Consider the following 23,658-nt stretch of genomic DNA (forward strand, 5'->3'; position numbering starts at 1 on the left):
AAGGTAAACGCGGCCAGGACCGGGAAGTTTTCGGCCGCGCTGGGCAGACGATGTCCCGGTTCCTTCCTTACACGCTGCGGCTCGCCGCCAACTCCCCCGATATGGGCGCGGTCACGTTGCCGGTGCGCTGGAGCACGCCCCAACTTTGCAGCTCGCCCTTGATGGCGCGCAGCACCGAGCGCAGCAGCACCACGTACATCAGCTGGCGGTACACGAAGCGCTGGGGCAGCAGGCCCCACAAGCGGCTCCGGCGCTCGCCCTCAAAGCCGAAGGCCAGCGCAGCGGCGGCGGCATCGACCAGCAAAAAGGCCAGGTAGTAGCCCAGCACCGGGCCGCCCTGCCCGGTAAAGAGCGAGTAGAGCATCAGCAAATCGGCCAGCGGGTTGAGGAAGGGCAGGATGAGCTGGAACACCAGCAGGTTGGGGAAGGCCACCAGCCCGAGCGCGCCGTAGCGCGGGTTGAGGCACACGGCGCGGTGCTTCCAGAACGCCTGCATGATGCCGAACGACCACCGGAAACGCTGTTTCAGGAACATGCCCACGGTTTCGGGCGCTTCGGTCACGGCCAGGGCGCGGGGGGCGTAGGCGACGCTGTAGCCGGCCCGCTGCAGCCGGATGGTGAGGTCGCAGTCCTCGGCCAGGGTATCGGTGGTGAAGACCCCAACGGCCCGCAAGGCTTCGGTCCGAAACGCGCCGATGGCCCCCGGCACCACCGTGATGCAGCCCAGCAGCTCGAAAGCCCGGCGGTCGAAATTCTGGCTCGTAATGTACTCGATGGCCTGCCAGCGGGTGAGCAGGTTGCGCTCGTTGCCCACCTTCACGTTGCCGGCCACGGCTCCCACCTGCGGCGAATCGAAGTGACTGATGAGCTGGCGCAGGGCGGCCGGGTCGAGCTGGGTGTCGGCATCGATGCACACCACGAAGTCGCTGGCGGCGCGGGCAATGCCGTAGTTCAGGGCCGAGGCTTTGCCGCCGTTGGGCTTGGTAAGCACCCTCACCTGCGGATGGCCGGCGAAGGCCGCCGACACCAGCGCGTGGGTGGCATCCTTCGAGCCATCATCGACAAACACCACTTCAAAATCGGGGTAATCGAGCCGCAGCAGGCTTTCGAGGCTGCGCACGGCGTTTACCTCCTCGTTGTAGGCTGGCACAATGATGCTCAGGCGGGGCCATTGGCCGGCGGTTTCGGCGGGCGGGGCGGGTGCGGCGGCTTCACGGGCGCGGGTGCGGCGGTGCTGCACCCAGGCCAGTGCGGCCACGGCCAGCTGCCGCCCCAGCGTGAGGATGATGCCCAGCAGCATGAGCGTGTAGAGGCCGTGCTCCAGGAAATACAGGCCCACCACGGTGGCCCAGTTGGCTTCGGCCAGGTCGCGGTCGCGGCCGGCGGGCAGGGCGGGCATCAGCTCGGCTTTGGGCTTGTGCATCAGCTCCGACACGGTGATGAAACGGTAGCCTTGCTGCTTGAAATAGTGGATAATGCGCGGCAGGGCGGCCACCGTGGCTTCGCGGTTGCCGCCGGCGTCGTGCAGCAGAATCACGCTGCCGTTGGCCTGCTCCTTCACTACCTGATTGAAAATCTCATCGGCCGTAACGCCCTTGCGCCAGTCCTGGGGGTCGATGCTTTCGCCCACCGTGAGGTAGTTTTCGTGCTTGGCCAGCATGATGGGCTCGATTTCCTGCAGGCTCTGCGGCTCCGAGTCGGCGTTGTAGGGCGGGCGGAACAGGATGGTGCTGTGCCCGGTCACGCACTCAATGAGGCGGCGGGTGGCGTTGAGCTCCAGCGCGGCGCGCCGGGGGCTCACATTGGCGATGTTGGGGTGCGAGAAGGTATGGTTGCCGATTTCGTAGCCGTCGTCGTAGAGCTGGCGCAGCAGCGGCACGTTGTTCTCGGCGTTTTCGCCCACCACGAAAAATGCGGCCGGCACGTTTTCCTGCTTCAGGATATTGATAATCTGCGGCGTGTAGGTTTCGTCGGGGCCGTCGTCGAAGGTCAGCACCACGGTTTTGGGGGCCAGGCCGAGCTTGCGCACCACGTAGCTGGTGGGCAGCACGGCATAGTTCTCCTCACTGATGAGCTGGTCGGGCGCATTGAGCCCGAGGCCGATGCGTCCGTTTTGCGGGCCGCTGAGGATGTCAAGCACCTCGCCTTCGCCGATGTAGTCCACATCGGTGGCGCCCACCGGCCGACGCAGGCGCTGCATGAGCGCGGGGCCGGATTTCTGCAAACTGTCGGCCCGCAGGCTGCGGTTGAAGAAGGTCCACAGGCGTGGGTCTTCGGAACCCAGGCGCCACACGGCTACGCCCGCCAGGCCCTGGTCGTCGGCCGTGCGCATGGCGTTAAAGTTGGTGGCTGCATCGGTGAAAAACACCTGGTGCGGGCGGTCGTACTCGTCGGCGTAGCTGAAATCGAGGTTGTAGGTGTCGTTATCGAAATGGATTTTGCCTTCCGATTCCTTGGCCGTGGTCAGGGCTTCCTGGTAGGTGAGGTCGGTGCCTTCGATGTGTTTTTTGCCGCCGTCGGTGCGCCAGTCGTAGCCGTAGGCGGCCAGGCCCAGCACCAGCTTTTGGGGGTCAACCTGGGCTTCCATTTTGGTCAGAATGTCCTCCACCCACTTGTGGGCGGCCACGGGACCGGGGCCGCTGCCGGTTTCGTGCTGGTCGTAGGCCATCAGGATGAGGTAGTCGTTCGAGCGGGCCAGGGTGGCGGGGTCGTAGTCGTCGTTGAGCGGGGCGATGTCCTGCGTCACGAGGTAACCGCCAGCGTGCAGGGCGGCGTAGAGCTCGCGCTGAAAAGTTTCGAAGGGGGCGCGGTCGTCGAGGTTCAGGTTCTCGAAGTCGATGTTCACGCCCTGAAACCCGTAGCGCCGGATGGCCTGCAACACGTTGGTGATGCACGCCTGGCGGGTGCGCTCGGTGGCAATCATGCGGCGCACGTTGCCGCCGTTCCACTGCTCGTGGTAGTAGTTCGAAATCATGGGTACCACGGCCACGCCGGGGTGGCGGCGCAGCAGCGCTAGGGCCGCCGTGTCAACGTCGGTGCTGAGATGGCCGGCCTGGTCGGGCACAAACAGCCACTCGGGCAGCACCATGTTCATCTTATCCACCTGATGCCGCAAGGTATTGAGTGATTGTGCGTCCCAGTTCACGTAGAAGCCCGCCCGGATGGGCAGGCCATTGCGGAAGGCCGGGGCGGGGTTCCGGCGCGGGGGCACCTGCTGCGCCAGCGGTACGGCGGCGCGGCTGCGCGGGTCGCGGTAGCCGTGGGCGTGCTGGGGCAGCTGCTTCCGCAGGGCCTGGTAGGCACGGTTGTGGCGGTTGGCCAGCGTGGCGAGGCGAGCGGGGTTGAGAATCTGCTTGTAGGTTTCGTTCGGCCCGAAGGCTTTCGGCAGCAGCGTGGCCGACTGCTGGAACAAGGCCCAGGCCAAGCCCGCGCCGGCCAGCAGCAGCAGCGCCACAGCTAGGCGCGCGCCCCACACGAAGCGTTGCCAGCGCCGGGGCGAGAAACTCTGAAAAACCTGGGGGGAAGACTCGGCGGCGGACATGACCAGGGCAGAAAGCGTGAGGGTTGAGAGTAGCAAAATTCCCTCATTAAGATGTAGGCTGAATGAATAAGCCCACCCCACTTTTATCCCATAAAACATTCATTTAACGCCGGTTAATCTTGTCCCGAAGGCGTTGGTCTGACACCATTGGCCGGGCTGTTTCCGTCGGCTATCGGGGCACACCTCACGCCCCTTCTTTCGCTTCCCTCCCCTTGCTGTTTGCGATGTGCCTATTGCTTATGTTTCTGCCGTTTTTGATGCTGCCGAAGTTGCAGCCAGCTGCCGCCCAAAGCCTGGCTCCGCCCGCCGACTCAGTGGCAGCCCGTCGGGCATTATCCAGGCCAGCAACGCCGCCGCGCTTCGTCGTGGACCTGACCACGGCCAACCGCAACGCCTACCTCATGCGCGCCCCCGAGGCGACCGACGACCACGGCTACCTCGGCACCCAGCTCACCTACCAAACCCGCAGCGGCCTGTACGCCGGGGCCTACCTCAACAGCTCCTACGGTCCCGGCCAGCCGCTTTTCGACGACTACGAGGGCACCCTGGGCTACGTCCATGCCGGCCACGGCCCCGCCGAGTGGAGCCTGCAATACACCCACCTCTTCGTGCCGGCCGACAGCAAGCTGCTCCGCGCCACCATCACCGACAACGTGGAAGCCAGCCTGTCCCACGATTTTGACTTTGCCTACGCCAGCCTCACCGCCGATGCCTTTTTCGGCGGCACCCGCGACGTGGTGCTCACCTGGAATGTATCGCACGCCTTCCCGTTGCCGGTTTTCGCCCACGACACCCTCAACATCACGCCCACCTTCGAGTTGGGCACGGGCACGCAGCGCTTCTACGCCGCCGGCCTGGCCCGCCGCGTGCAGCAGCAAGTCATGACTACTAAGAAGAACGGCCAGACCAAAACCAAAACCAGCAACGTGCTCGAAACGCCCGATACGCCGGGCTTCACCAGCACCGGCTACACGCTGTCGTTGCCCATTTCGCTGGATGCGCGCCGCAGCAGCTTCGCCCTTATTCCGGCCTATCTCGTGCCGCTGCACGTGCCGGACTGGGGCAATGCCGAGCGGCTGTTCTACGTATCGGTGGAGTTCACGCGGCGGTTTTGGTAGGTGGCGATTAGGGGAAATGACGGGCTGCCTTCGGCAACTCCCACTTCCTTTACATTCATCCCAACTCCTCCAGCAGCGCCAGGCCCACCGGCCACTCGCCGTAGCCGCTGGCGGTGTTGATGTGGCCGGCGGTGCCGATATCGACCAGCTCGCTGCCCCAGGCCTCGGCAAACTGCCCGGCGCGGGCCGGCGTCACCCATTCATCGTTCTGGCTGAACACAACTTTGCTGGGGAAGGGCAGCCGGGCCAGCGGCATGGGCGCGAAGCCGGTGGTGGGGAAAGCGGCATAATGCGCGGTTTCCACGTCGCTGGGCGCCACCAGCAGCGCACCTTTGATGCGGTGGCCGTACTGCCCGGCCCAGTGCGCGATGGTAGCGCAGCCCAGACTATGGGCCACCAGCACCACCTCGCTCAGGTCTTCGCCATCGAGAGCGTCTTCGAGGCGGGCGACCCATTCGGCGCGGTCGGGCGCGTCCCACTCGCGCTGCTCAATGCGCGTAAAATTCGGCTGTGTGCGCTCAAAATACGTTTGCCAATGGTCGGGGCCCGAGCTGCCGAGGCCAGGCACAATGAAGACGCGGGTGGTTTCTTGCATGCTCAAAAGTAGCCGCTCTGTTCCTTTCCCAACTGCTATGAAAATCCTGACCGCCGCCCAAACCCGCGACCTTGACCAGGCCACCATCCGGGAGCAGCACCTGCTCTCGGTGGAGCTGATGGAGCGGGCCGCAACCGCTTTTCTCCAGTGGTTCAGCAGCCACTTCACGCCGGCCGAAGCCGGCGAAACCCTGATTCTCTGCGGCCCCGGCAACAACGGCGGCGATGGCCTGGCTATCGCCCGGCTGCTGCTCCAGCAGAACTACGCCGTGCGCGTGGCCCTGCTGCCCGCCGACCAGCACTCGCCCGACTGGCAGCACAACCGCAAGCACCTGCCGGCCGCTGTGCCCGTGGCCGACCTATTACCCCAACACCTGCCCGCCATTGCCCCGAACGCGCTGGTTATCGATGCCCTGTTCGGCACCGGGCTTTCGCGCCCATTGGATGGCGTGGCGGCGGCCGTGGTGCAGCACCTGAACGAGGCCCAGGCCCGCGTCGTGGCCGTAGATATTCCCAGCGGCCTCTTCGCCGACGCGCCCCAGCCGGCCAACAGCCCCGTGGTGCGGGCGCAGCACACCGTCAGCTTCGGCCTGCCCAAGCTGGCTTTCCTGCTGCCGCAGAATGCGGATTTTGTGGGCGAATGGCATGTGGAGAACATCGGACTGAGCGCCGGTTTCATTGCCGAAGCAGCCACGCCCTGGCACTATACCGATGCCGCCGCCGTGGCCGGCCAGCTGCCGCCTCGCCCCAAGTTCAGCCACAAAGGCACCTTCGGGCACGCGCTGCTGCTGGCCGGCAGCCGGGGCAAGATGGGCGCGGCCGTGCTCTCGGCGGGGGCCTGCCTGCGCGGCGGCGTGGGGCTGCTCACGGCCCACATTCCCGGCTGCGGCTACGACATCTTCCAAATCAGTCAGCCCGAAGCCATGTGCCTGACGGATAAGCAGGCCGATTTCATCAGCGAATTGCCGGAGCTTAAACCCTACCAGGCCGCAGGCATCGGCCCCGGACTGGGCCAGGCACCAGCCAGCCTCGCCGTGCTGCGCCAGCTGCTGAAAGCGGCCGATAAGCCCCTCGAAAAAACCAGCCAGCCGCTCCCCCTCGTCATCGACGCCGACGCGCTGAACCTGCTGGGCAGCCACCGCGCGCTACTCAAGCAGCTGCCCGAAAACACGGTCCTCACCCCCCACCCCAAGGAGTTCGAGCGCCTCACCGAGCCGGCCCGCGACGACTACCACCGCCTGGAATTGCTACGTGACTTCGCCACCCAACACCGCTGCCTCGTGGTGCTGAAAGGCGCTTACACCTGCCTGGCCACGCCCACCGGCGAGCTTCACTTCAACAGCAGCGGCAACGCCGGCATGGCCACCGGCGGCAGCGGCGACGTGCTCACGGGCCTGCTGCTGGCCCTGCGCGCCCACGCCCAGCTGCCAGCTTTCGAGGCGGTGCGGCTGGGCGTGTACGCCCACGGCCGGGCCGGCGACTTGGCTGCCGCGCAAACCGGGCAGGCCGGGCTCGTGGCCGGGGATATCGTGCGACACATCGGCCCGGCGCTGGCGGAGGTGTAGCCCTTGTTATTCCTCGGCCGCTGCCAGAAACGCCGTTGCATCGCCCGTCAACAGCGGAGCGAAGCGGGTAATTTTCTCGATGGGCCAGTCCCACCACGCCAGGGCCAGCAGGCGGGCGACGGTGCCGGCATCGAAGCGCATGCGAATGACGCGGGCGGGGTTGCCGCCCACGATGGCATAGGGCGGCACGTCGCGCGTGACCACGGCGCAGGCTCCGATGATGGCCCCGTGCCCAATGCTCACGCCCGGCATGATGGTGGCCCGGTAGCCAATCCAAACGTCGTTTCCCACCACGGTATCGCCTTTGTTAGGGTAACTTTTGCCGGCCATGGCCCCGGCCCAGTCGCCGCCGAACACGGCAAACGGGTAGGCGCTCACGGCTTCCGCCAGGTGGTTGGCCCCGTTCATGATGAATTCTACGCCCGAGGCCAGCATGCAGAATTTGCCGATGCGCAGGTGGTCGCCGGTGAAATCGAACAGGTAGCGCACACGGCGCTGGAAGTTGGCAACGTCTTCGAAGTCGTCGTAATACGTGTAGTCGCCCACAGTAATCTGCGGGTGGTCAACCACGTTTTTCAGGAAGCACAGCCGTTCGTAGCCGGCCAGCGGAAATACGGTAGAAGCGTCGGGAACGGCCATAGAAGGGCATTCAAAGGTGAGCAGGAGAAAACACGGCCGGCCACTACACCACCAAATTCAGCACGGCCGGCACCAGCAGCACCCCATCGGCCAGGAAGGCGAAGAAGTAGTCGTTGCGGCGCTCGTCGGCCAGCAGGATGACCGTGGCGGCGGAGAGGCCCGTGAGCAGCAGCCCCAGCGGGGCCACGCCACGCTCGAAGCCCAGCAGCATGGCGGCGGCCAGAAAGGCCAGCGCCACGGCTTTGGCCCCGGCCAGGCCCAGCACCACCGGGAAGGTGCGGGTGCCGGCCGCCCGGTCGCGGCTCTGGTCGCGGATGTCGAACACGATGGCCAGGGCCAGCACCAAGCAGAAGCGTTGGGCCAGCAGGCCTGCGGCCTCGGCCAGGGGGCGGTGCAGGGCCAGCGCGGGCAGCCCCACCGTGATGGCCGACCACACCCCCGCAATCAGAAATATTTTGAGCAGCGGCACCTCGCGCAGGGCCCGGGGCCGCCCGCGCCAGCGCCCCAGCGGCCACGAATACAGCAGCGCCAGCGCCGCCAGCGGCAGCAGGGCCGGCAGGTAGCGCCACCAGCCATCGGCCATAAACAGGTAGCCCGCCACCAGCGCCGCAATGCCCGCCAGCACCGCCAGCCCGCGACGGTGCCGCTGCTGCCAGGCCTTGCGGCCGGAACTGCCGGCCGGCTGTCGGTGCTTGAAGGGCAGCACAGCATCAAGGTTATAAACCAGCAGCGTGGCGGCAAATACGAGTAGCACCACGCGGTAGCTCACGCCGCCAGCGGCGGTAGGCCAGCGGCGAAAGCTGGCGGCCGTTTGGGCCGCGGCCGCGCCGGCCAGCCACACGCTGCTGAACAGCAGCGCATCGAAGGCCCGGCGCGGAAAACCACGGCCGGCGGCTGGCACAACGGGGAGCGATGACGAAACCACACGCGAAGGTAAAGCCGCGAACGGCTGCTTATTTTCCGGTTTCGTGGTGGGCCGCATCTACGGGCTTGCTTTCGGGGGAGCCGTGCTGGCGCAGGAAGATGCTGAGGCCCACGATGCTCAGGATGCTGAGAAACTCGCTCTGCCAGTTCTGCAGCGACTCGAACCAGAACCGCGACGTGCCCATGTATTCCCAAAGGCTTACGGCCGACTTGCCGTCGTGCACTTGCTCGATGCTGTAGACCTCGGCCCCGCCCCGGGCGTGCAGGAAAAATGCCCCCAGAAACAGTACGAAAAACGCCAGGCTCAGGGAGCTTTTGTAGAGCTTGAGCACCAGGCCGCCCTGCCGCACGGGCCAGGGCGCGTCCTTTTTAGACGGGTCGGGCTCGGCATCTACCTCATCCTCTTCGTACAGCTTTTTCGACTCGGAGGAGCCGCGCTGGCGCAGCCACACCGTGAGCAGCACGTAGAGGGCCATTTGCAGAAACTCGCTCTCCCAGTTCTCAAACGTGGCTTCGAGGAAGTGGCCGGAGTGGAAGTATTGCCCGGCCGAAAGCGGGGCCAGCTTCATCTCCTGTAGCTCGTCATTGTAGTCGTGCCAGCCCGTGACGAACTGCCCGGCCAGGGCGCCCACCGTGAACAGCAGGATGATAATGGTGAGACTATTCTCGTATAAAAAACGCCAAAAAGGCGAAGCAGGACGCTGTATTGCCATGCTTCGCCTTTACGGGCATTCCAGAAAAACGTAGCTCGAACGCCGTTATTTAGCGGCGCGGTCGCCGAAGGTTTCTTCGTAGAGCTTGATGCTGTCGTTGATGATGCGGTAGGCGTCTTCCTTGCCCATGAAGCGCTCCACCACCACGTGCTTGTTGTGCTCCAGGGCCTTGTAGTCCTCGAAGAAGCGCTGCATTTCGAGCAGCGTGTGCGGGGGCAGGTCGGAGATGTCGTTGTAGTGGTTCACCGAGATGTCGTGGGCGGCCACGGCGATGATTTTATCGTCCTCCTCGTTCTGGTCCACCATCTGCATTACGCCGATGACCTTGGCCTCCACCAGGCACATGGGTACGATATCGACCGAGCAAAGCACCAGGATGTCGAGTGGGTCTTTGTCGTCGCAGTAGGTTTGGGGGATGAAGCCGTAGGCGGCCGGGTAGTGCACGGCCGAGAACAGCACGCGGTCGAGCTTCAGCAGGCCGCTTTCTTTGTCGAGCTCGTATTTGCCTTTGCTGCCTTTGGGGATTTCGATGATGGACTGAACGACGGTAGGGGTTTCGTCGCCGCGCGACACGTCGTGCCAGGGGTTGAAGTGGGTCATATTCAGGGAAAGCAGCCGCCTATCTTGACGGCCAGGGACAAAATTACAAGCGGATAAGCGAGTTTGTTAATTAAAATGTAGCGTGGACTCTGCGAGTCCGCACGTCGTCCGGTCCAAGCGCGGACTCGCAGAGTCCACGCTACTGCACTTACCGGCCCAGCACCTCGCGCAGTGGCACCCCCGAGCACCCGCTGGGCTCCTGGATGTGCAGAAACTGCGCGATAGTGGGCGCAATGTCAATGGTGTGCACGGCGGCCGACGACTCGCCGTGCTTCACGCCCCAACCCCAGAACAGCAGCGGCACGTGCGTATCGTACGCGCCGGCCGAGCCGTGGGTGGTGCCCTTCACCACGGGGAAGGCGTAGGCTTCGAGCCAGCCAGGGGCCAGCACGGTGAGCACATCGCCGGAGCGCGGGGCGTAGAAGCCGTTTTCCTGGTACATGCCCAGGCCCTCGCTCCAGTGGGCGCGCTGCAGGTCGAGGGCGGTGAGGGCCTGCGTGACGCCGGGCAGCGTGAGCAGCGCGGCGGCCACGTCCTGCTGGGCCTTAGCCAGGTCGATGTTCTTCTTTTTGAGCAACGGACGGTTGAGGTACACCTGCTGGTTTTCGTAGCTGAGCACCCACTGGCCGGGGCCGTAGTGGCGGGTGAGGGCACGCTGCACCGAGTCGCGCATCACCGACGGGCCCACCCCGCCGCCGGGCAGCCGATGGGCCTGCGAGAAGCCCACGGCGTGGGCGGCGGCGTGGTCGGCGGTGAGGAAGACGAGGGCCTGGCCCTTGCCCACTTGCTTGTCGAGGGCCTCGAAGAGGCGGGCCAGCTCGCGGTCGAGGCGCAGGTAGGTGTCTTCGGCTTCGATGGAGTTGGGGCCGAACTGGTGGCCCACGTAGTCGGTGCAGCTGTAGCTCACCGCCAGGAAATCGGTGATGTTGCGCTGGCCCATCTGCTCCTGGCGCAGGGTTTCGAGGACAAAGTCCGTGGTCAGGCTGTTGCCGAAGGGCGTGCTGCGGATGAGGTCGAGGTTCTGGGTGGGGGCCTGCGGGGCCTTGGTCGCCTCGCCGGAATTCTTGAGGGCGGGCTGCACCGAGGCGGGCGCGCCGGCCGAGAGCACCGGCAAGTCGTGTGGAAACACCGGCTTGGCTTCGCCCTTGAAGGCCCCTTCCCAGGGCACGTCGTCGGCCGAGCTTTCGGTGTAGTCGGCGATGGGCAGCAGCGTGTTCCAGGGCTTGGAGAGGTACTGGGCGGCGTGGCCGGCGGCGTTGAACTTGGCTACCCACTCGGGCAGGGCCGGCTGGTAGAAGGTGCTGCTGATGAAGGCTCCGTTGGTGCCGTCGTACCAGTAGGCGGCGGTGGCCGAGTGGCCGGCCGGCAGGATGCTGCCCCGGTCCTTCATGCTCACCCCAATGGTTTTGGCCTGGAAATTCGTGGCCAGGCGCAGCTCGTCGGTGATGGTGGTGCTCAGCAGGTGGCGCGGCGACATCTGGCCGGCGGCCTCGGTGCCGCCCACGGCTTTCACGGTCTTGTCCTCGGTCACGTAGGTTTCGCGGCCTTCCTCGCGCACCCACCAGTTGTTGCCGATGATGCCGTGCACGGCCGGCGTGGTGCCGGTGTACACGCTGGCGTGGCCGGGGCCGGTGTAGGTGGGCACGTAGTTGTAGTGGCAGCTTTCGTAGCTGAAGCCTTCGCCCAGCAAGCGCCGGAAGCCGCCAGCCGGGTACTTGCTCCAATAGCGGTAGATGTAGTCGTAGCGCATCTGGTCCACCACGATGCCCACCACCAGCTTGGGCCGCGGCACAGGCTCTTCGGGTTTGGCCGCCAGCATGGGCAGGGCCAGGAAAGCTAGGGCAAGAAGTCTCTTCATGAAATGGCAATTGAGCGAAAGCTCGGCAAAGATACCGCCGCGCTTGCCCTGCCGTGCGTACGCCAGATTATGAAACCAGCCCTCATCTTCGACATGGACGGCGTCCTCGTCGACAACACGCCCGTGCAGGCCCGCGCCTTCCAGCTCCTCTTCCGCGACCTCGGCCTGACCACCAACGCCCGCCAGCTCCTCAAGCGCCTCAACGGCATGCCCGCCGGCGACATCATCCAAAGCGTCTTCCGCCACCCCATCCCCAAAAAGCAGCTCGACATCTATGCCGAGCAGCGCGAGCTCCTCTACCGCACGCTGTACTGGAGCAAGCGGCAGGCCTTGCCCGGCCTCGTGGCCTTCCTGCAAGCCGCCCGCGCCGAGGGCTTCCCCATCGGCTTGGGCACCGGCTCGGGCGGCCCCACCCTCAGCTATATCCTCGACCACCTCGACCTGCGCCGCTACTTCGATGTGGTCATCGGCAAGGACGACGTGCCCAAGGGCAAGCCTCATCCCGACACCTACTCCATCACCGCCGCTAAGCTGGGCGTGCAGCCGGAGAACTGTATTGTGTTCGAAGATGCCGTGCTGGGCGAGCAGGCCGCCTACCGCGCCGGCATGCGCTGCGTGGCCGTGGCCACCACCCTACAAGCGCAAGACTTTCAGGCCCCGCTTACCGTCATCAAGGACTTCACCGGCCTCACCCCTGCCCGCCTGCTGGAGCTGCGACAGCAGCAGTCCGAAACGCCCAAGCCCCAGAAGCGGCGCGGCTAAGGTTCCTTCGACGGCAAGCCTGACGGCGGTTCTCGCTTCTTAGTACACTATAAGGCGCCGAGTTTCGGTGTGCGGGCCAGCTTGCAGCCGCAGTAGGTACGCGCCAGCCGGCAGCTGGGAACCGTCAAGGCTGACTTGGGCTCCACTGGCGGGTAATCCGGCCTGCTGGTGCCGCACAGGTTGCCCCAGCATATTCAGCAGCGTAAGCTGCACCGTGGCCGCACCGGCCACCGGCGGCACCACTACCGTAAACTGGCCAGGCCCGGGGCTCGGATACACTAGCAAGCCGGCCGCCGGATGGGCGGTGGCAGCGGCCAGCGCACCGCTGGTCACAAAGCGGGTATTGCTGGTGAGAATACCCCGGGGCGTGGTGATGGTGACGGGACCGGCGGTGGCCCCGGCGGGCACCACCGCCTGCAGCAAAGTGGGCGAAACGATGCTAAAGCTGCCCGCCGGCACCGGGGTGCCGTTGAAGCTCACGGCGGTGGCTCCGGTTACGTCGGTGCCTCGCAGCATCACGGTCGTGCCCACCGTGCCGGTAGACGGGGCCAGCGTGGTGCGCAGGCTGGAAAGCTGGTTCAGGCGCACGCTTACGGTGCCGGTGCCCCCGCCCGAGCCGCTGCCACTGTTGTTGTTATTCGCCGTCAGCAGGTCCAGGTTGCCGTCGCCGTCCACGTCGCCCAGGGCCACGGCCCACGGAAAGCTGGCCCCCACCGCCGGCTCCGGTGCGAAGACGGGCTCCAGGAAAAGCCCGCTGCCCAGGCCGCCATTCAGGCGCAGGGTCACTGCCCCGGTGCTGTTGTCGTTGCCAATCAGCATATCCAGGTCGCCGTCGCCGTCCACATCGCCCAGGGCAATGTCGAGGGGCTGGCGCGAAACGCTTATGCTTTGCGAGGCTACGAATCCATTACCGCCGCCATTGAGCCAGGTATCCACGCTGCCAGTCATGGTTCCTTTGCTCACCACCAGGTCGGGGTAGCCGTCGTTGTTGATGTCGCCCAGGGTGGCTTTGTTGGTGAAAGCCCCCAGGCTAAAATTCGCATTCGAGGCGGGGGCCACGAAGGTGCCGCTATTCAGGCCGCTATTCAGCCGCACGCTGGCCAGGCTGGTGTTCCCGGCGCAAATCGCTACCAGGTCCAGGTCGCCGTCGCCGTCAATATCGCCCAGCAAGACCTGGCTGGGGCTGGTTCCGATGAAGACTTCGGCCCCGCTGGCCGGGGCCACAAAAATCCCGCTGTTCAACCCGTCATTCCGGCGGATGCTGACCGTGCCGCTGCCCGAATTTGCCGTGAGGGCATCCAGGTCGCCGTCGCCGTCCACATCGCCCAACGCCAGGCCGAGCGCGAAGCCGCCCACGGCCACAGCGCCCTGGCTGGAGGGCACGAAGACGCCGCTGTTCACCCCGCTGTTCAGGCGGATGCTCAGGCTGCCGCTGGCCGAGGCGGCCAGCAGGTCCAGGTCGGTATCGCCGTCGATGTCGCCCAGGGCAAGGCGGACCGGCCCCGGCGAGGTACTCGGCGAAAAATCAGGGCTGGTGCCGGAGGGCATGAAGGTGCCGCTGTTTAGGCCACTGTTCAGGCGCACGCTCACCACGCCGCCCCCGGTGCCTACCAGCATATCTAGGTCGCCGTCCCCGTCCACGTCGCCCACGGCCAGGGCCTCGGGGCCGGTAGCCACGGGCACCAGACCGGGGCTGGAAGCTGGGGGCGCAAACGTGCCGCCGCCAAACCCGTCGACCCCGGTCGTGAACTGGTAGCAGTAGGGCGCCGCCCCACCGCCCGCCGCGTTCTGCACCGTAGCGGGTACGGTCACCTGAACGGTTTCGCCGGGCAGAAAGGGGGTGGTCGGCGCAAAGACAACGGTGTTGCCACTGGCGCTGAACGTGCCGGCTTTCCGCCCGCCTGCCCGCCCCGAATGCACCTGCACCGTTCCCGCCGAACCCGAGGCAATGGCCTGCGACAAGGTGATGCTGACAGGAGCCGTGCGCGGAGCCGCTACGGCATTGCGGCCCGGCTGCAGGCCGGTAACCACAGGGCCCTGCGCACAGGCAGCGGTGCTAAGCAGCAGCAGGCAGGCAACGGGTAGAACTACTTTATACATCTGGGACAGGAAAGAATGATGAGCGAAAGGAGAGCCGGCAGCAGCGCAATCGGCGCTGCAAAGTACGCCGGCACTCCGGCCCGAGCCCATTATTCTCCGCCACAAAAAACTCCACCTGGCAGAGGTGGAGTTTTTTGTGGCGGAGACAACCTGCTTACTCCACCGTGAGGCGCAGGGCGTGGGTACCGGCCCGCACCACGTACACGCCGGCGGCCCGGCCAGCCGGCAGGGTCAGCGTGGCTGTGCCGGTGGTATCGGCAGTGGCGGCCAGCACCGGGCGGCCCAGCGCGTCGAACACCGTCACCACCGTACCGGGCAACGCCCCCGTGAGCGTGGCGGCGCGGGTGGCCGGGTTGGGGTACAGGGCCAGCCCTGCGGCCGCGCCCGCCAGGGCCACCGTGCGCACGGGCGAGTAGCTGAACGTGCCGTCCGCGTCCACCTGCTTCAAGCGGTAGTAGAGCGTGGTTGCGCCACTGGGCAGCTGGGCATCGAGCAGCTCGTAGCGGCGGGTGGCGCTGCTGCCGCCTGCTGCGGCCACCGTACCGATGGTTTTAAATATCTCGCCATCAAAGCTGCGCTCTGCATCAAAGCGGGCGCTGTTCTTTTCCGAAGCCGTGGCCCACTGTAGCTGCACAGCAGAGCCCGCCAGGGTGGCGGTGAAGGTGGTCAGCTCCACGGGCAGGGGATTGCCGGTGGGGGCGGCCAGGGCCACCTGAATGGAAGTGCCCACGGAAGTAGGCACCGCCAGGTCCAGGGCCCCGTCGTTGTTCAGGTCGGCCAGGGTGGCCGTTCGGTTATTGGTCCCGCCCGCAGTTGTCAGATAAGTAGGGCCGCTGAAAGTGCCGGTAGCATACTTGAACACGGCCACGTAGCCGGCACCCAGGTTGGCAATAGGGGCCAGCAGGTCGATGCTGCCGTCACCGTTCACGTCGCCGGTGCTTAGCGAGAAGGCCTGCCCGCCTCCCGCGTAAGGAACCAGGCCGGTGGCAATGGCCGTGGCGTTGATGCTGCCACTGGCCGTGCCGGCCCACACGCTAATCGGAGAGTTGGTAGCAAAAGGCCGCAGGGCCGCCACGTCCACGTAGCCATCGCCGGTGAAGTCGGCCAGGGCCACGGTCAGGGCCCCGGAAGCGGGCAGTTCCTGGCTGGTGGCATCGGCGGCTGGCAGGAAGCCGCCATCCCCGGTGCCCCGCCGGACGCTCACGCTGCCATTGGTATTGCCGCCGCCCCCGTCGTAGGTGGCTGCCACCAGGTCGAGGCGGCCGTCGCCGTTCAGGTCAGCCAGGGCCACGCCCCGGGCACAGTTGGCCAGGCCGGAGTACTGGCGGATGGAGAAGCCCAAGGCACCGTCGCCCAGCGCCACCTGCGCCCAGCCCACATTGGAATAGGACTGCGGCACCACTAGGTCGAGGTTGCCGTCGCCGTTGAGGTCGCCCAGGGCCGGAATGCCGGCCGCCGCCACCGTCAGGGGCGTGCCGGCCGTGAAGGTGCCGTTGCCGTTGCCTTGCAGCACGTCCACCTTGCCCGCGCCCGGGCACACCACCAGCAGGTCGAGGTCGGAGTCGTTGTCCAGGTCCGCCAGCAGCACGTGCTCGGCGCCCGCGTCGATGCCGGTGCTGACGGTGCTGGTGTTGCCGACCGGATAGGCCCCCGCGCCGTTGTTCAGCAGCACGCTCACCGTGCTGGCGCCGCCGCCGTTGTAGTTGGCCACCACCAGGTCCAAGAAGCCGTCGCCGTTGAGGTCACCGGCGGCCATGCCCCGGGGCTGGGTGCCCACGGTGGTGCTGGTGGCGGCGTTCAGGCCGCTGGTGGTGCGGGTGCGCACCGTGAACTGGCTCACGTAGGCGGCCTCCAGCGGCGCGCCGGCGCTGGAGGTGGCCGCCGTGGTGAGGCTCACCTGCACCACTTCGCCGGCCTTGAAGCGCCCGGCCGGGTCAAAAATGATGGTGTTGCCGCTGGTGCCGGTGGTGCCAGCTTTGCGCCCGCCGTACTGCAGGCTGCTCACCTTGAGCGGGGCCGTGGTGCTGCTATTGGCAGCGGGCGCGGCGTTGAATGTGGCCACCACACTGGTGTACTCCTTAGCCGTGGTGGCGTTGGGCGCGGGCGTGAGGCTAACCACCGCGAAGGGCAGCACGGTAAACGCGACGCCGTTGCTGGCCCCGCCGGCCGTGTACACCAGCAGCGGCCCGGTGGTAGCGCCTACGGGCACCGCCACGGTAATGGTGTTGGGGCTGACGCTGGTGTTGAGCGTGAACGTGGTGGTTTCCGTGCCGTTGAAGCTCACCCGCGTGGCGCCGCCAAAGGAGTTGCCCGAGATGACGACGGAAGCGCCCACGGCTCCCGCCGTGGGATTCACGCCGGTAATCACCGGCGTTACTTGGAACACGCCGCCGCCAGCGGTGCTGCCGTTGGTCACCGTCACGGCCCCGGTCAGGGCCGTGGCGGGCACGGTGGCTGTAATCTGCGTATCCGAGTTCACCACAAAGCTGGCCGCCACGCCGCCAAAGCTCACGGCCGTGGTGCCCGTGAAGCCCGAGCCGGTGATGATGACCGAGGTGCCTGCCGGCCCGCTGGTGGGGCTAAGGCCGGTGATGGCCGGCCCCGCCACGGTGGTGATGGTGAAGCTGGCGTCGGAGATGTCGAAGAAATAGTTGTCAGCGGCTTCTACCATGATGCGGGCCGTGGTGCTGGCCACGTTGGGCACCGTGATGTTGGCCGTGCCAGTGCCGTCGGCGTTGGGCACGCCGGCGGCCAGCAGCGTGGGGTAGCTCAGGCCGCCGTCGGTGCTCAGGCGAATGTTCACGGTCTGGCAGTTCACGGCCGAGGTTTTGGTGCCCACACCGTTCCAGGTCACGCTTTGGGTGGTGCCGGCGGCCCAGGTCACGGTGGTGTTGGGTGCCGTCACGGCGAAGGGCGTGGGATTGGCCGCGCTCACGGTCAGGGTCACGGTGGGGCTCAGCGTCACGCCGCCCACAATGCTGGAGTTGGTGCTGGTAGCCACGGCGCCGCTCACGGCGTGGTTGTCGCGCACGGTGCAGCGCAGGTTCAGAGCGCGGGCCACGGTGGGCAGGCGCTCGGTGGGGCTGGTGCCGGTGATGCCGTTGTAGTTGCTCAGGGCCGGGAAGTAGCGCACGTTGCCCGTGAGGCTGGGCAGCAGCGAGCGGAACAGCGGCACGTTGTTGTTGGCGGTCTGGGGGGTGTTGAGGTTGGCGGCCGGGCCCAGGTCCAGCTCTTCCCAGGTGTACTTGAGGGTGGCGGCGTCGGCCGCGTCGGCATCGGTCCCGGTGGCGGTTAGCTTAAATGGCGTGCCCTGGGGAATGGTGCGGTTGGCCGGCACCGCGATGGTAGGCGCGGTATTGCCCGAGTTCACCTTGGTGCCCACGGCCGGGATGCTTTCGATGTAGGTCCGTATCTGCTCCAGCGAGCCGGTGTGGTAGTAGTCGTCGGAGCGGGCCTGGATGACGTTGCTGTTCGGCGAGTCGCAGCCGCCGTCGGTATAAGCCATGATGGTCGAGCCCTTGCCCGGCTCCCAGGCCGAGGCCGTGGGGAAGGGGCTGCACGAGCCCTGCGCGTTGCTGAACGTGTGCGTGGCCGAGAACTGGTGGCCCATCTCGTGGGCAATGACGCTGGTGGAGAAGTACGAGGCCGGCGAGGTCCGGTTCAGGTTGCCCGACACGGCCCCGGCCTTGTAGGTATTGGCCGCGCCGCCGGTGGCAGTGGTGCCCACCACACCCGTGTAGGCCAGGCCGGTGCCTGAGGTGGCAAACAGGTGCCCCAGGTCGAAGGCCGCCGCGCCGAACTCCGTTTCCACGTTGCTCCGGTTCTGGTCAATCATTTGGCTGTCACTGGCCTGGTTGTAGCCGCCATCGGCCCCCACCTGGTAGAAGTGGGTGCCCACCAGCGTCATCGTCACGGCCAGGTCGCGCTCCTGAATGGTGCGCACGTTGTTTACCAGCGCCGTCACGTCGGCCAGCACGGCGGCATCGGCACGGCCGTTGGTATACTCCTTGGTGGTGGTCACGATGAGGCGGTACACCGTCAGGGTGGGGCCAGTGGGCTGGGTCAGGTTGCTGGGGCCGGGGGCGGCGGGGCTACTTTGTCGGTTGGCGGGCGGCAGCACGCGGGGCAGCTGGTCGGCCCCGCAGCCGCCCCGGCCGCCGGCCAGCGGGGTCACGTCGTGGGCGTAGTAGCTCAGGTAGTGGTCGGCATCGGTCGGGCTGGTCATTTCCAGATAGGCCGCACCCTGGGGCTGGTCGCTGAGCACCTGGGCCTGGCAGCTGGCGGGGCTCACGGTCAGGCTCAGCAGGGCCGTGGGGTCGTCGAGGCCCCGGCCGCCGTAGGTGTGCAGGTCGGGGTACTGGGCTGCGAGGGCGGGGGCCAGCAGCGGGGCCTCCCACACGGCAAAACGCTGGGCCGTGCCGTCGGGCAGAGGCAGGCTGATGACCAGCGGAGTAGCGGCCGCCTTGTTGCGCAGGGGGGCAGCGGCCAGGGCGGTGCGCAGGCCGACCAGGTCCAGGGTGAAGGCCCGGTACTGCCCCAGCCGGGCCACCAGCGGCGAGGCGGCGGCGGCCCGCGCGGCAGGCGCATCGGCTGCGAAGAAGGGGGCCGGGCGCTGCTGCGCCCGCGCCGCGCCGCTCAGGCCCGCCAGCAGTAGAAGGGTGAGGTACCAGAATAGTCGGGACTGGCCGGCGGAGGAAGGTTGTTTTGGGTAAGGGTGCTTCATATAATATTATTAAGGGTGCTTCATATAATATTATAATGAAGAGAGGATGGGTGTGCAGAAGAAAGCAGAAGGCCAGCAGCGCGGCGGCTTGAGCCCGTGGCCCAAGCCGCCGCGCTAAAGTTTCGCCCCCCCTGGACCTGCAAAGCTACGCCCCGTGCCCGCGCGGCCGGGCGTCCTGGCCCGGTTATATTTTGTCTGGCCCATTGTGCAAGCCGCCGCCCCGGGCAGAACAGCGGCCACGGTGGTGGGAATAAGCATGCCTCACTAGCCCTAGCCGAGCCACGCCCAACCCTAGCTGCGCCGTGCCTGGCCCTGGCTACGCGCGGCTGCTTATCCTTAAGATGGTACGCTTGGTCTTGGCCACACGCCGCCGGGCCTTGACTACGAACAATGGGGTCTGGTACGTTGGGTAGGCTACTAACGCCCAAAGGCCGGTCACTGGCTAGCCCTTGGGCGTATTCGTTCAGTGGGAAGTGTTACTCCACTATCAGGCGCAGGGCCGCGCTGCCGGCGCGCAGCAGGTACAGGCCGGAAGCCAGGCCACTCACGTCCAGCATGGCGGTGCCGGCCAGGGCAGGCACGGCGCGCACCACGCGGCCCAAGGCATCGTGCAGCTCAGCGCGGGTGGCGGCGGGCGGTAGGGTGAGCTGCACCTGGCCGGTGGCGGGGTTGGGGTAGGCGGTGAGGGTGGCTGAGGCGCGGCCAGCTGCTGTGGCCAGCGGGCCGCTGCCGCTGTTCAGGCGCACGCTCACGGTGCCGACGGCGGTGGCGTTGGCCGTGAGCAGGTCCAGGTCCAGGTCGCCGTCTACGTCGGCCAGGGCCACGTCGGCGGGGCTGCTGGGGGCCGTCGTGGCATCGCCCACGGCCACATTAGAGCCGCTCCCGAAAGTGCCGCTGCCATTGTTGAGGCGCACGCTGGCCGTGCTGTTGCCCGAGTTGGCCGTGAGCAGGTCCAGGTCGCCGTCGTGGTCCACATCGCCCAGCACCACCGTGGGCGGGTAGCTGCCCACGGCCACGTTCTGGGTGCCCGAAAACTGCCCGCCGCCGTTGTTCAGGCGCACGCTCACAATGCCGTTGTAGAGGTAGCTCACGGCCAGCAGGTCGAGGTCGCCATCTTGGTCCACATCGCCCAGCGCCACCCCCAGGGGCTGCCCCCCGGTGGGCACCTCCTGACCGCCCGAAAAGGCTCCGGCCCCGTTGTTGAGGCGCACGCTGGCGGTACTGGCCAGCAGGTTAGTGGCCACCAGGTCCAGGTCGCCGTCGCCATCCACGTCGCCCAAGGCCAGGCCCTGGGGGCCATCGCCCACCAGCACGCCCCGGCTGCTGCTGAAGCCGCCCAGTCCGTTGTTCAGGCGCACGCTCACCGAATCCACGTCGCGGTTGGTGGCCATCAGGTCCAGGTCGCCGTCGCCGTCGAGGTCGCCCAGGGCCAGGCCCTGGGGACCGAAGCCGGCGGGCACATCGGGGCCGGGACCAAAGGTGCCGCCGTTGTTGAGCCGGATGCTCACGGTGTTGCCCACCGCATTGGCCGACAGCAGGTCGAGGTCCCCGTCACCGTCCACGTCGCCCAGCAGCAGCCCCCGCGAGTTGGCGGCCACAGCCACTTCCGCGCCACCCGCGTAGACGCCGCGGCCGTTGTTGAGCCGCACGCTCACGGTAGCCGCGCCTAGGTTGCCGGTCAGCAGGTCGAGGTCGCCATCGCCGTCGAGGTCGCCGACTGCCACGCTGCCGGGCTGCGCCCCCACGGCCACTTCGGTGCCCGGCGCAAAGCTGCCCGTGCCCGTGCCCCCCACCGCCGTGGTAAACTGCTGCACCCGCGCCGTAGCCAGCGCCCCGCTGACACTGGCCGCGGCGCGCGTCACGGTGAGCTGTACCGTTTCGCCGGGCCGGAAGTCGTAGGCCAGAGGAAAGAAGCCCAAATTGCTACCCACCACCGTGGTCGTTCCTCCGCCCCGCAAGCCCCCGCGCTGGCTGCTGAATACCTTAAGGGCCGTGGCCGAAGCCGCCGTGAGCGGCTGGCTGAAGCTGGCCACTACGCCGCCATTGCGGGGCGCGGCCACGGCATTGGCCGCCGGCGCAACGTTGATGAGAGCAGGAGCCTGAGCCGAGGCCGTGCCCAGCACAGCCAGCAGCAGGGCCACCCCGGCGCTGGCCGGCAGGAGGAAGTGATTCAACACAGTAGCAAGTAGAAAGATGATGGCAGCACCCCGGCCCGCACCTGGCAGTGGCGCAGCCGGGGTGCAAAGCTACGCTGGCCCCGGAGCCGCGTCGGCTCCCCCGCCAACACCGGAACCACGGCCAACGCAACCAAGGGTCAGGAAGCTGCCCTCCCCTACTCCACCTTCAGGGTGCGGGCCACGCGCGCCGCACCGGCCCGCACCTGCACGCGGTAGAGGCCGGGGGCGCGGCCCAGCAGCGGCACCTCGGCCGCGCCCCCGGCCCCAGTCAGGCTCACGGGCTGCTCGAAGATGACGGTGCCCAGCGCGTCGGTCAGGGTCACGGTGGCCGTATCGGCCCCCGGCACCGCCGGCACCTGCACCGTGGCCCGGATGTGGGCGGGGTTGGGGTACACGCTCACCTCGGCCAATGGGGCCGGGGCCTGCGCGCCGGCCGTCGGCCCCAGCAGCTCCAGCAGGGCGGGCACGGCCAGCAGAGCCAGGCGGGGCGATAATACGATGCTTATCATAGTGGGATAGGATAGAGAAAATATAACGGCAGCATAAAGCAGGCCTGTGCACTGTGGCCAGCGCCCGTCGCGGGTTCCGTTCGGGTGGTGTCGTAGGTTGGGTTATCGACTTCGCTGCTCCATCAATCATTGCCCCCTCCCTACTCGAAAGCCAGCCCCGGAATTTACCCCGCTATAAACAAGGCCCGCTCCTAACGGCACCGGGCCTTGTTTATTTTGTTCGGCTTAGTGCAAGCCGCCTGCCGCCTGCCGCCTGCGGCGCCGCAGATACGGGCAAAAGGCTGCCAATTGTATCCAACTGTATTCAAAGCAAGCGGCTTGCGTAGCTAACCGGGGTGCAGCCATTGCACTATCAGGGAGCAGCTGGCCTGCTGATTCCCGGCTTCTACTGGCAAGCGGTAGAGCCCGGGTGCCACGCCACCAACGATACCCGGGCCGCGGCTCCGGTAGCCGGCAGCGCCAGGCCGTGCCATTCCACTTGGCTACCAGCGAGGCGGCCACTCCGCCGGCCGCCCGTCTGGTGTCATGCCCACGACATAGACTCGGATATTGCATGAGCCGCGCACTCCAGCCCGCACCGTATCGTCGGAATTAAGTAAGGCATTCTTTTTCAGGCTACCATTTGCACCAGAATAAGCCAATTTTAGCAATGCAAGCAGCAACAGCCATAACGAAAGCCCCCGTTTTGTGGTAGTTGAACAACCTCAACTAGTGCTGAGGAAAGAAGGTGGGTTATGTTTCATGTAAACTGAAACAAGCCATTGAGATGCTGCGAAATTAATCTCATCATTCACCACTTTCTTTCGCATCCGTGCAGTACTTCCGCCCAAAAATGCAAAAGGCCTGCTTCCTCTCGGAAACAGGCCTTTTGCATTTTATAAAAACGAACCCAGCTTACCCCGCCGCCAGCGCCTCAGCACCGCCCACGATTTCGAGAATCTCGGTCGTGATGGCCGCCTGCCGTGTCCGGTTGTAGGTTAGCTTGAGGGCCTTGAGGAGCTCACCGGCGTTGTCGGTGGCTTTGTCCATGGCCGTCATGCGGGCACCGTGCTCCGAAGCGTTGCTTTCCAGCACCGCTTTGTAAAGCTGAATCTTGATGGACTGCGGAATCAGCGTCTGCACGATTTCCTCTTTCGAAGGCTCGAATAGGTAGTCCACGTTCGAAACCGGCGTAGCCGTAGCGGGCGCTTCTTCCTGCACCAGCGGCAACAGCTGCTGGGTGCGGATAATCTGCGTCGCCACGTTGCGGAACTCGTTGTAGACCATCACTACCTCGTCATAAATGCCGTTGCGGAAACCGTCCATCGCTACTTCAGCAGCAGCGCGCACCGTCTCGAACGAGAGCTTGGCGAAGACGTGCGTGTAGTCGCCTACCGTCTGGCCGCGCCGGCCGTAGTAGTCGTGCGCCTTCTTGCCAATGGCCATCACCGAGATGTTGGCCGCCGGCAGGTGGCTGTAGCGGGCCGCAATGGCCGCGTTCACGCCTTTGAACACGTTCGTATTAAAGGCCCCGGCCAGACCACGGTCCGAAGTGATGGCAATAACCAGCACCTTGCGCACCTCGCGGGCCACGCCGTAATCGCTCACGATGTCGGAGTCGGCATTGCGGGTCAGGTTGGTCAGGATGGCATTCAGGCGCTGGGCGTAGGGCCGCATCCGCACGATGTTGTCCTGGGCCCGGCGTAGCTTGGCCGCCGCCACCATTTTCATGGCTTTGGTAATCTGCTGCGTGCTGGTCACCGACTGAATACGGTTGCGGACTTCTTTTAAGCTTGCCATTTATCAAGTTAAGAGTTAGGAGTTAAGAGTGATGAGTTAGGGGCCAAGAGCCGCCG

At 66.3% G+C, this 23,658-nt stretch carries 15 protein-coding genes; 3 read left to right on the forward strand and 12 right to left on the reverse strand.

From position 1 onward, the window contains the following. Window positions 1-67 precede the first annotated feature (67 nt). On the reverse strand, window positions 68-3,541 hold the full coding sequence (locus ACYU7Q_RS18575) for a glycosyltransferase (RefSeq protein ID WP_460610934.1): 3,474 nt from the start codon (window positions 3,539-3,541) through the stop codon (window positions 68-70). A 257-nt stretch (window positions 3,542-3,798) separates the two neighbouring features. Here ACYU7Q_RS18575 and ACYU7Q_RS18580 point away from each other — a divergent pair, with 257 nt between their 5' ends. Beyond that, a complete protein-coding gene (locus ACYU7Q_RS18580; RefSeq protein WP_460610935.1) occupies window positions 3,799-4,659 on the forward strand; it encodes a hypothetical protein in 861 nt (286 codons plus the stop codon). Window positions 4,660-4,714: 55 nt separating this feature from the next. Here ACYU7Q_RS18580 and ACYU7Q_RS18585 read toward each other — a convergent pair whose 3' ends face one another. Then, complete coding sequence (locus ACYU7Q_RS18585; protein ID WP_460610936.1) at window positions 4,715-5,254, reverse strand: RBBP9/YdeN family alpha/beta hydrolase; 540 nt, start codon at window positions 5,252-5,254, stop codon at window positions 4,715-4,717. Between the two features lie 37 nt (window positions 5,255-5,291). Here ACYU7Q_RS18585 and ACYU7Q_RS18590 point away from each other — a divergent pair, with 37 nt between their 5' ends. Then, the gene (locus tag ACYU7Q_RS18590; RefSeq protein ID WP_460610937.1) at window positions 5,292-6,818 is read left to right on the forward strand and encodes a bifunctional ADP-dependent NAD(P)H-hydrate dehydratase/NAD(P)H-hydrate epimerase; all 1,527 of its coding nucleotides are present in this window, start codon (window positions 5,292-5,294) and stop codon (window positions 6,816-6,818) included. A gap of 6 nt (window positions 6,819-6,824) precedes the next feature. On the opposite strand, the gene ACYU7Q_RS18595 is transcribed toward ACYU7Q_RS18590, so the two are convergent. The 5 genes from ACYU7Q_RS18595 to pafA form a co-directional block, all read right to left on the reverse strand. Further along, window positions 6,825-7,457: a CatB-related O-acetyltransferase gene (locus tag ACYU7Q_RS18595; protein ID WP_460610938.1), complete on the reverse strand. Its 633-nt coding sequence runs from the start codon at window positions 7,455-7,457 to the stop codon at window positions 6,825-6,827. 43 nt (window positions 7,458-7,500) lie between these two features. Further along, window positions 7,501-8,358, reverse strand: coding sequence for a UbiA prenyltransferase family protein (locus tag ACYU7Q_RS18600; protein WP_460610939.1), 858 nt, complete (start codon window positions 8,356-8,358; stop codon window positions 7,501-7,503). A 52-nt stretch (window positions 8,359-8,410) separates the two neighbouring features. After that, complete coding sequence (locus tag ACYU7Q_RS18605) at window positions 8,411-9,094, reverse strand: DUF6766 family protein (RefSeq protein WP_460610940.1); 684 nt, start codon at window positions 9,092-9,094, stop codon at window positions 8,411-8,413. A gap of 45 nt (window positions 9,095-9,139) precedes the next feature. Then, entirely contained in the window at window positions 9,140-9,694 is a 555-nt protein-coding gene (locus ACYU7Q_RS18610) for an inorganic diphosphatase (protein ID WP_460610941.1), read from the reverse strand. Window positions 9,695-9,842: 148 nt separating this feature from the next. Beyond that, complete coding sequence (gene pafA, locus ACYU7Q_RS18615) at window positions 9,843-11,552, reverse strand: alkaline phosphatase family protein (RefSeq protein ID WP_460610942.1); 1,710 nt, start codon at window positions 11,550-11,552, stop codon at window positions 9,843-9,845. Window positions 11,553-11,621: 69 nt separating this feature from the next. Here pafA and ACYU7Q_RS18620 point away from each other — a divergent pair, with 69 nt between their 5' ends. Further along, window positions 11,622-12,314, forward strand: coding sequence for an HAD family hydrolase (locus ACYU7Q_RS18620; RefSeq protein WP_460610943.1), 693 nt, complete (start codon window positions 11,622-11,624; stop codon window positions 12,312-12,314). Window positions 12,315-12,353: 39 nt separating this feature from the next. Here the strand turns inward: ACYU7Q_RS18620 and ACYU7Q_RS18625 are convergent, their stop codons facing one another. From ACYU7Q_RS18625 to atpG, 5 genes are all read right to left on the reverse strand, one after another. Continuing rightward, the gene (locus ACYU7Q_RS18625) at window positions 12,354-14,414 is read right to left on the reverse strand and encodes an FG-GAP-like repeat-containing protein (RefSeq protein ID WP_460610945.1); all 2,061 of its coding nucleotides are present in this window, start codon (window positions 14,412-14,414) and stop codon (window positions 12,354-12,356) included. A 154-nt stretch (window positions 14,415-14,568) separates the two neighbouring features. Next, the gene (locus ACYU7Q_RS18630; RefSeq protein WP_460610946.1) at window positions 14,569-19,137 is read right to left on the reverse strand and encodes an FG-GAP-like repeat-containing protein; all 4,569 of its coding nucleotides are present in this window, start codon (window positions 19,135-19,137) and stop codon (window positions 14,569-14,571) included. A gap of 476 nt (window positions 19,138-19,613) precedes the next feature. Then, window positions 19,614-21,314 carry an FG-GAP-like repeat-containing protein gene (locus tag ACYU7Q_RS18635; protein WP_460610947.1) on the reverse strand — a complete coding sequence of 567 codons (1,701 nt, stop codon included), beginning with the start codon at window positions 21,312-21,314 and terminating at the stop codon, window positions 19,614-19,616. 155 nt (window positions 21,315-21,469) lie between these two features. Beyond that, window positions 21,470-21,823 carry a T9SS type A sorting domain-containing protein gene (locus tag ACYU7Q_RS18640; protein WP_460610948.1) on the reverse strand — a complete coding sequence of 118 codons (354 nt, stop codon included), beginning with the start codon at window positions 21,821-21,823 and terminating at the stop codon, window positions 21,470-21,472. An 894-nt stretch (window positions 21,824-22,717) separates the two neighbouring features. Beyond that, complete coding sequence (gene atpG, locus ACYU7Q_RS18645) at window positions 22,718-23,602, reverse strand: F0F1 ATP synthase subunit gamma (protein ID WP_460610949.1); 885 nt, start codon at window positions 23,600-23,602, stop codon at window positions 22,718-22,720. Window positions 23,603-23,658 lie beyond the last annotated feature (56 nt).

The organism is Hymenobacter terrigena (assembly GCF_054776515.1).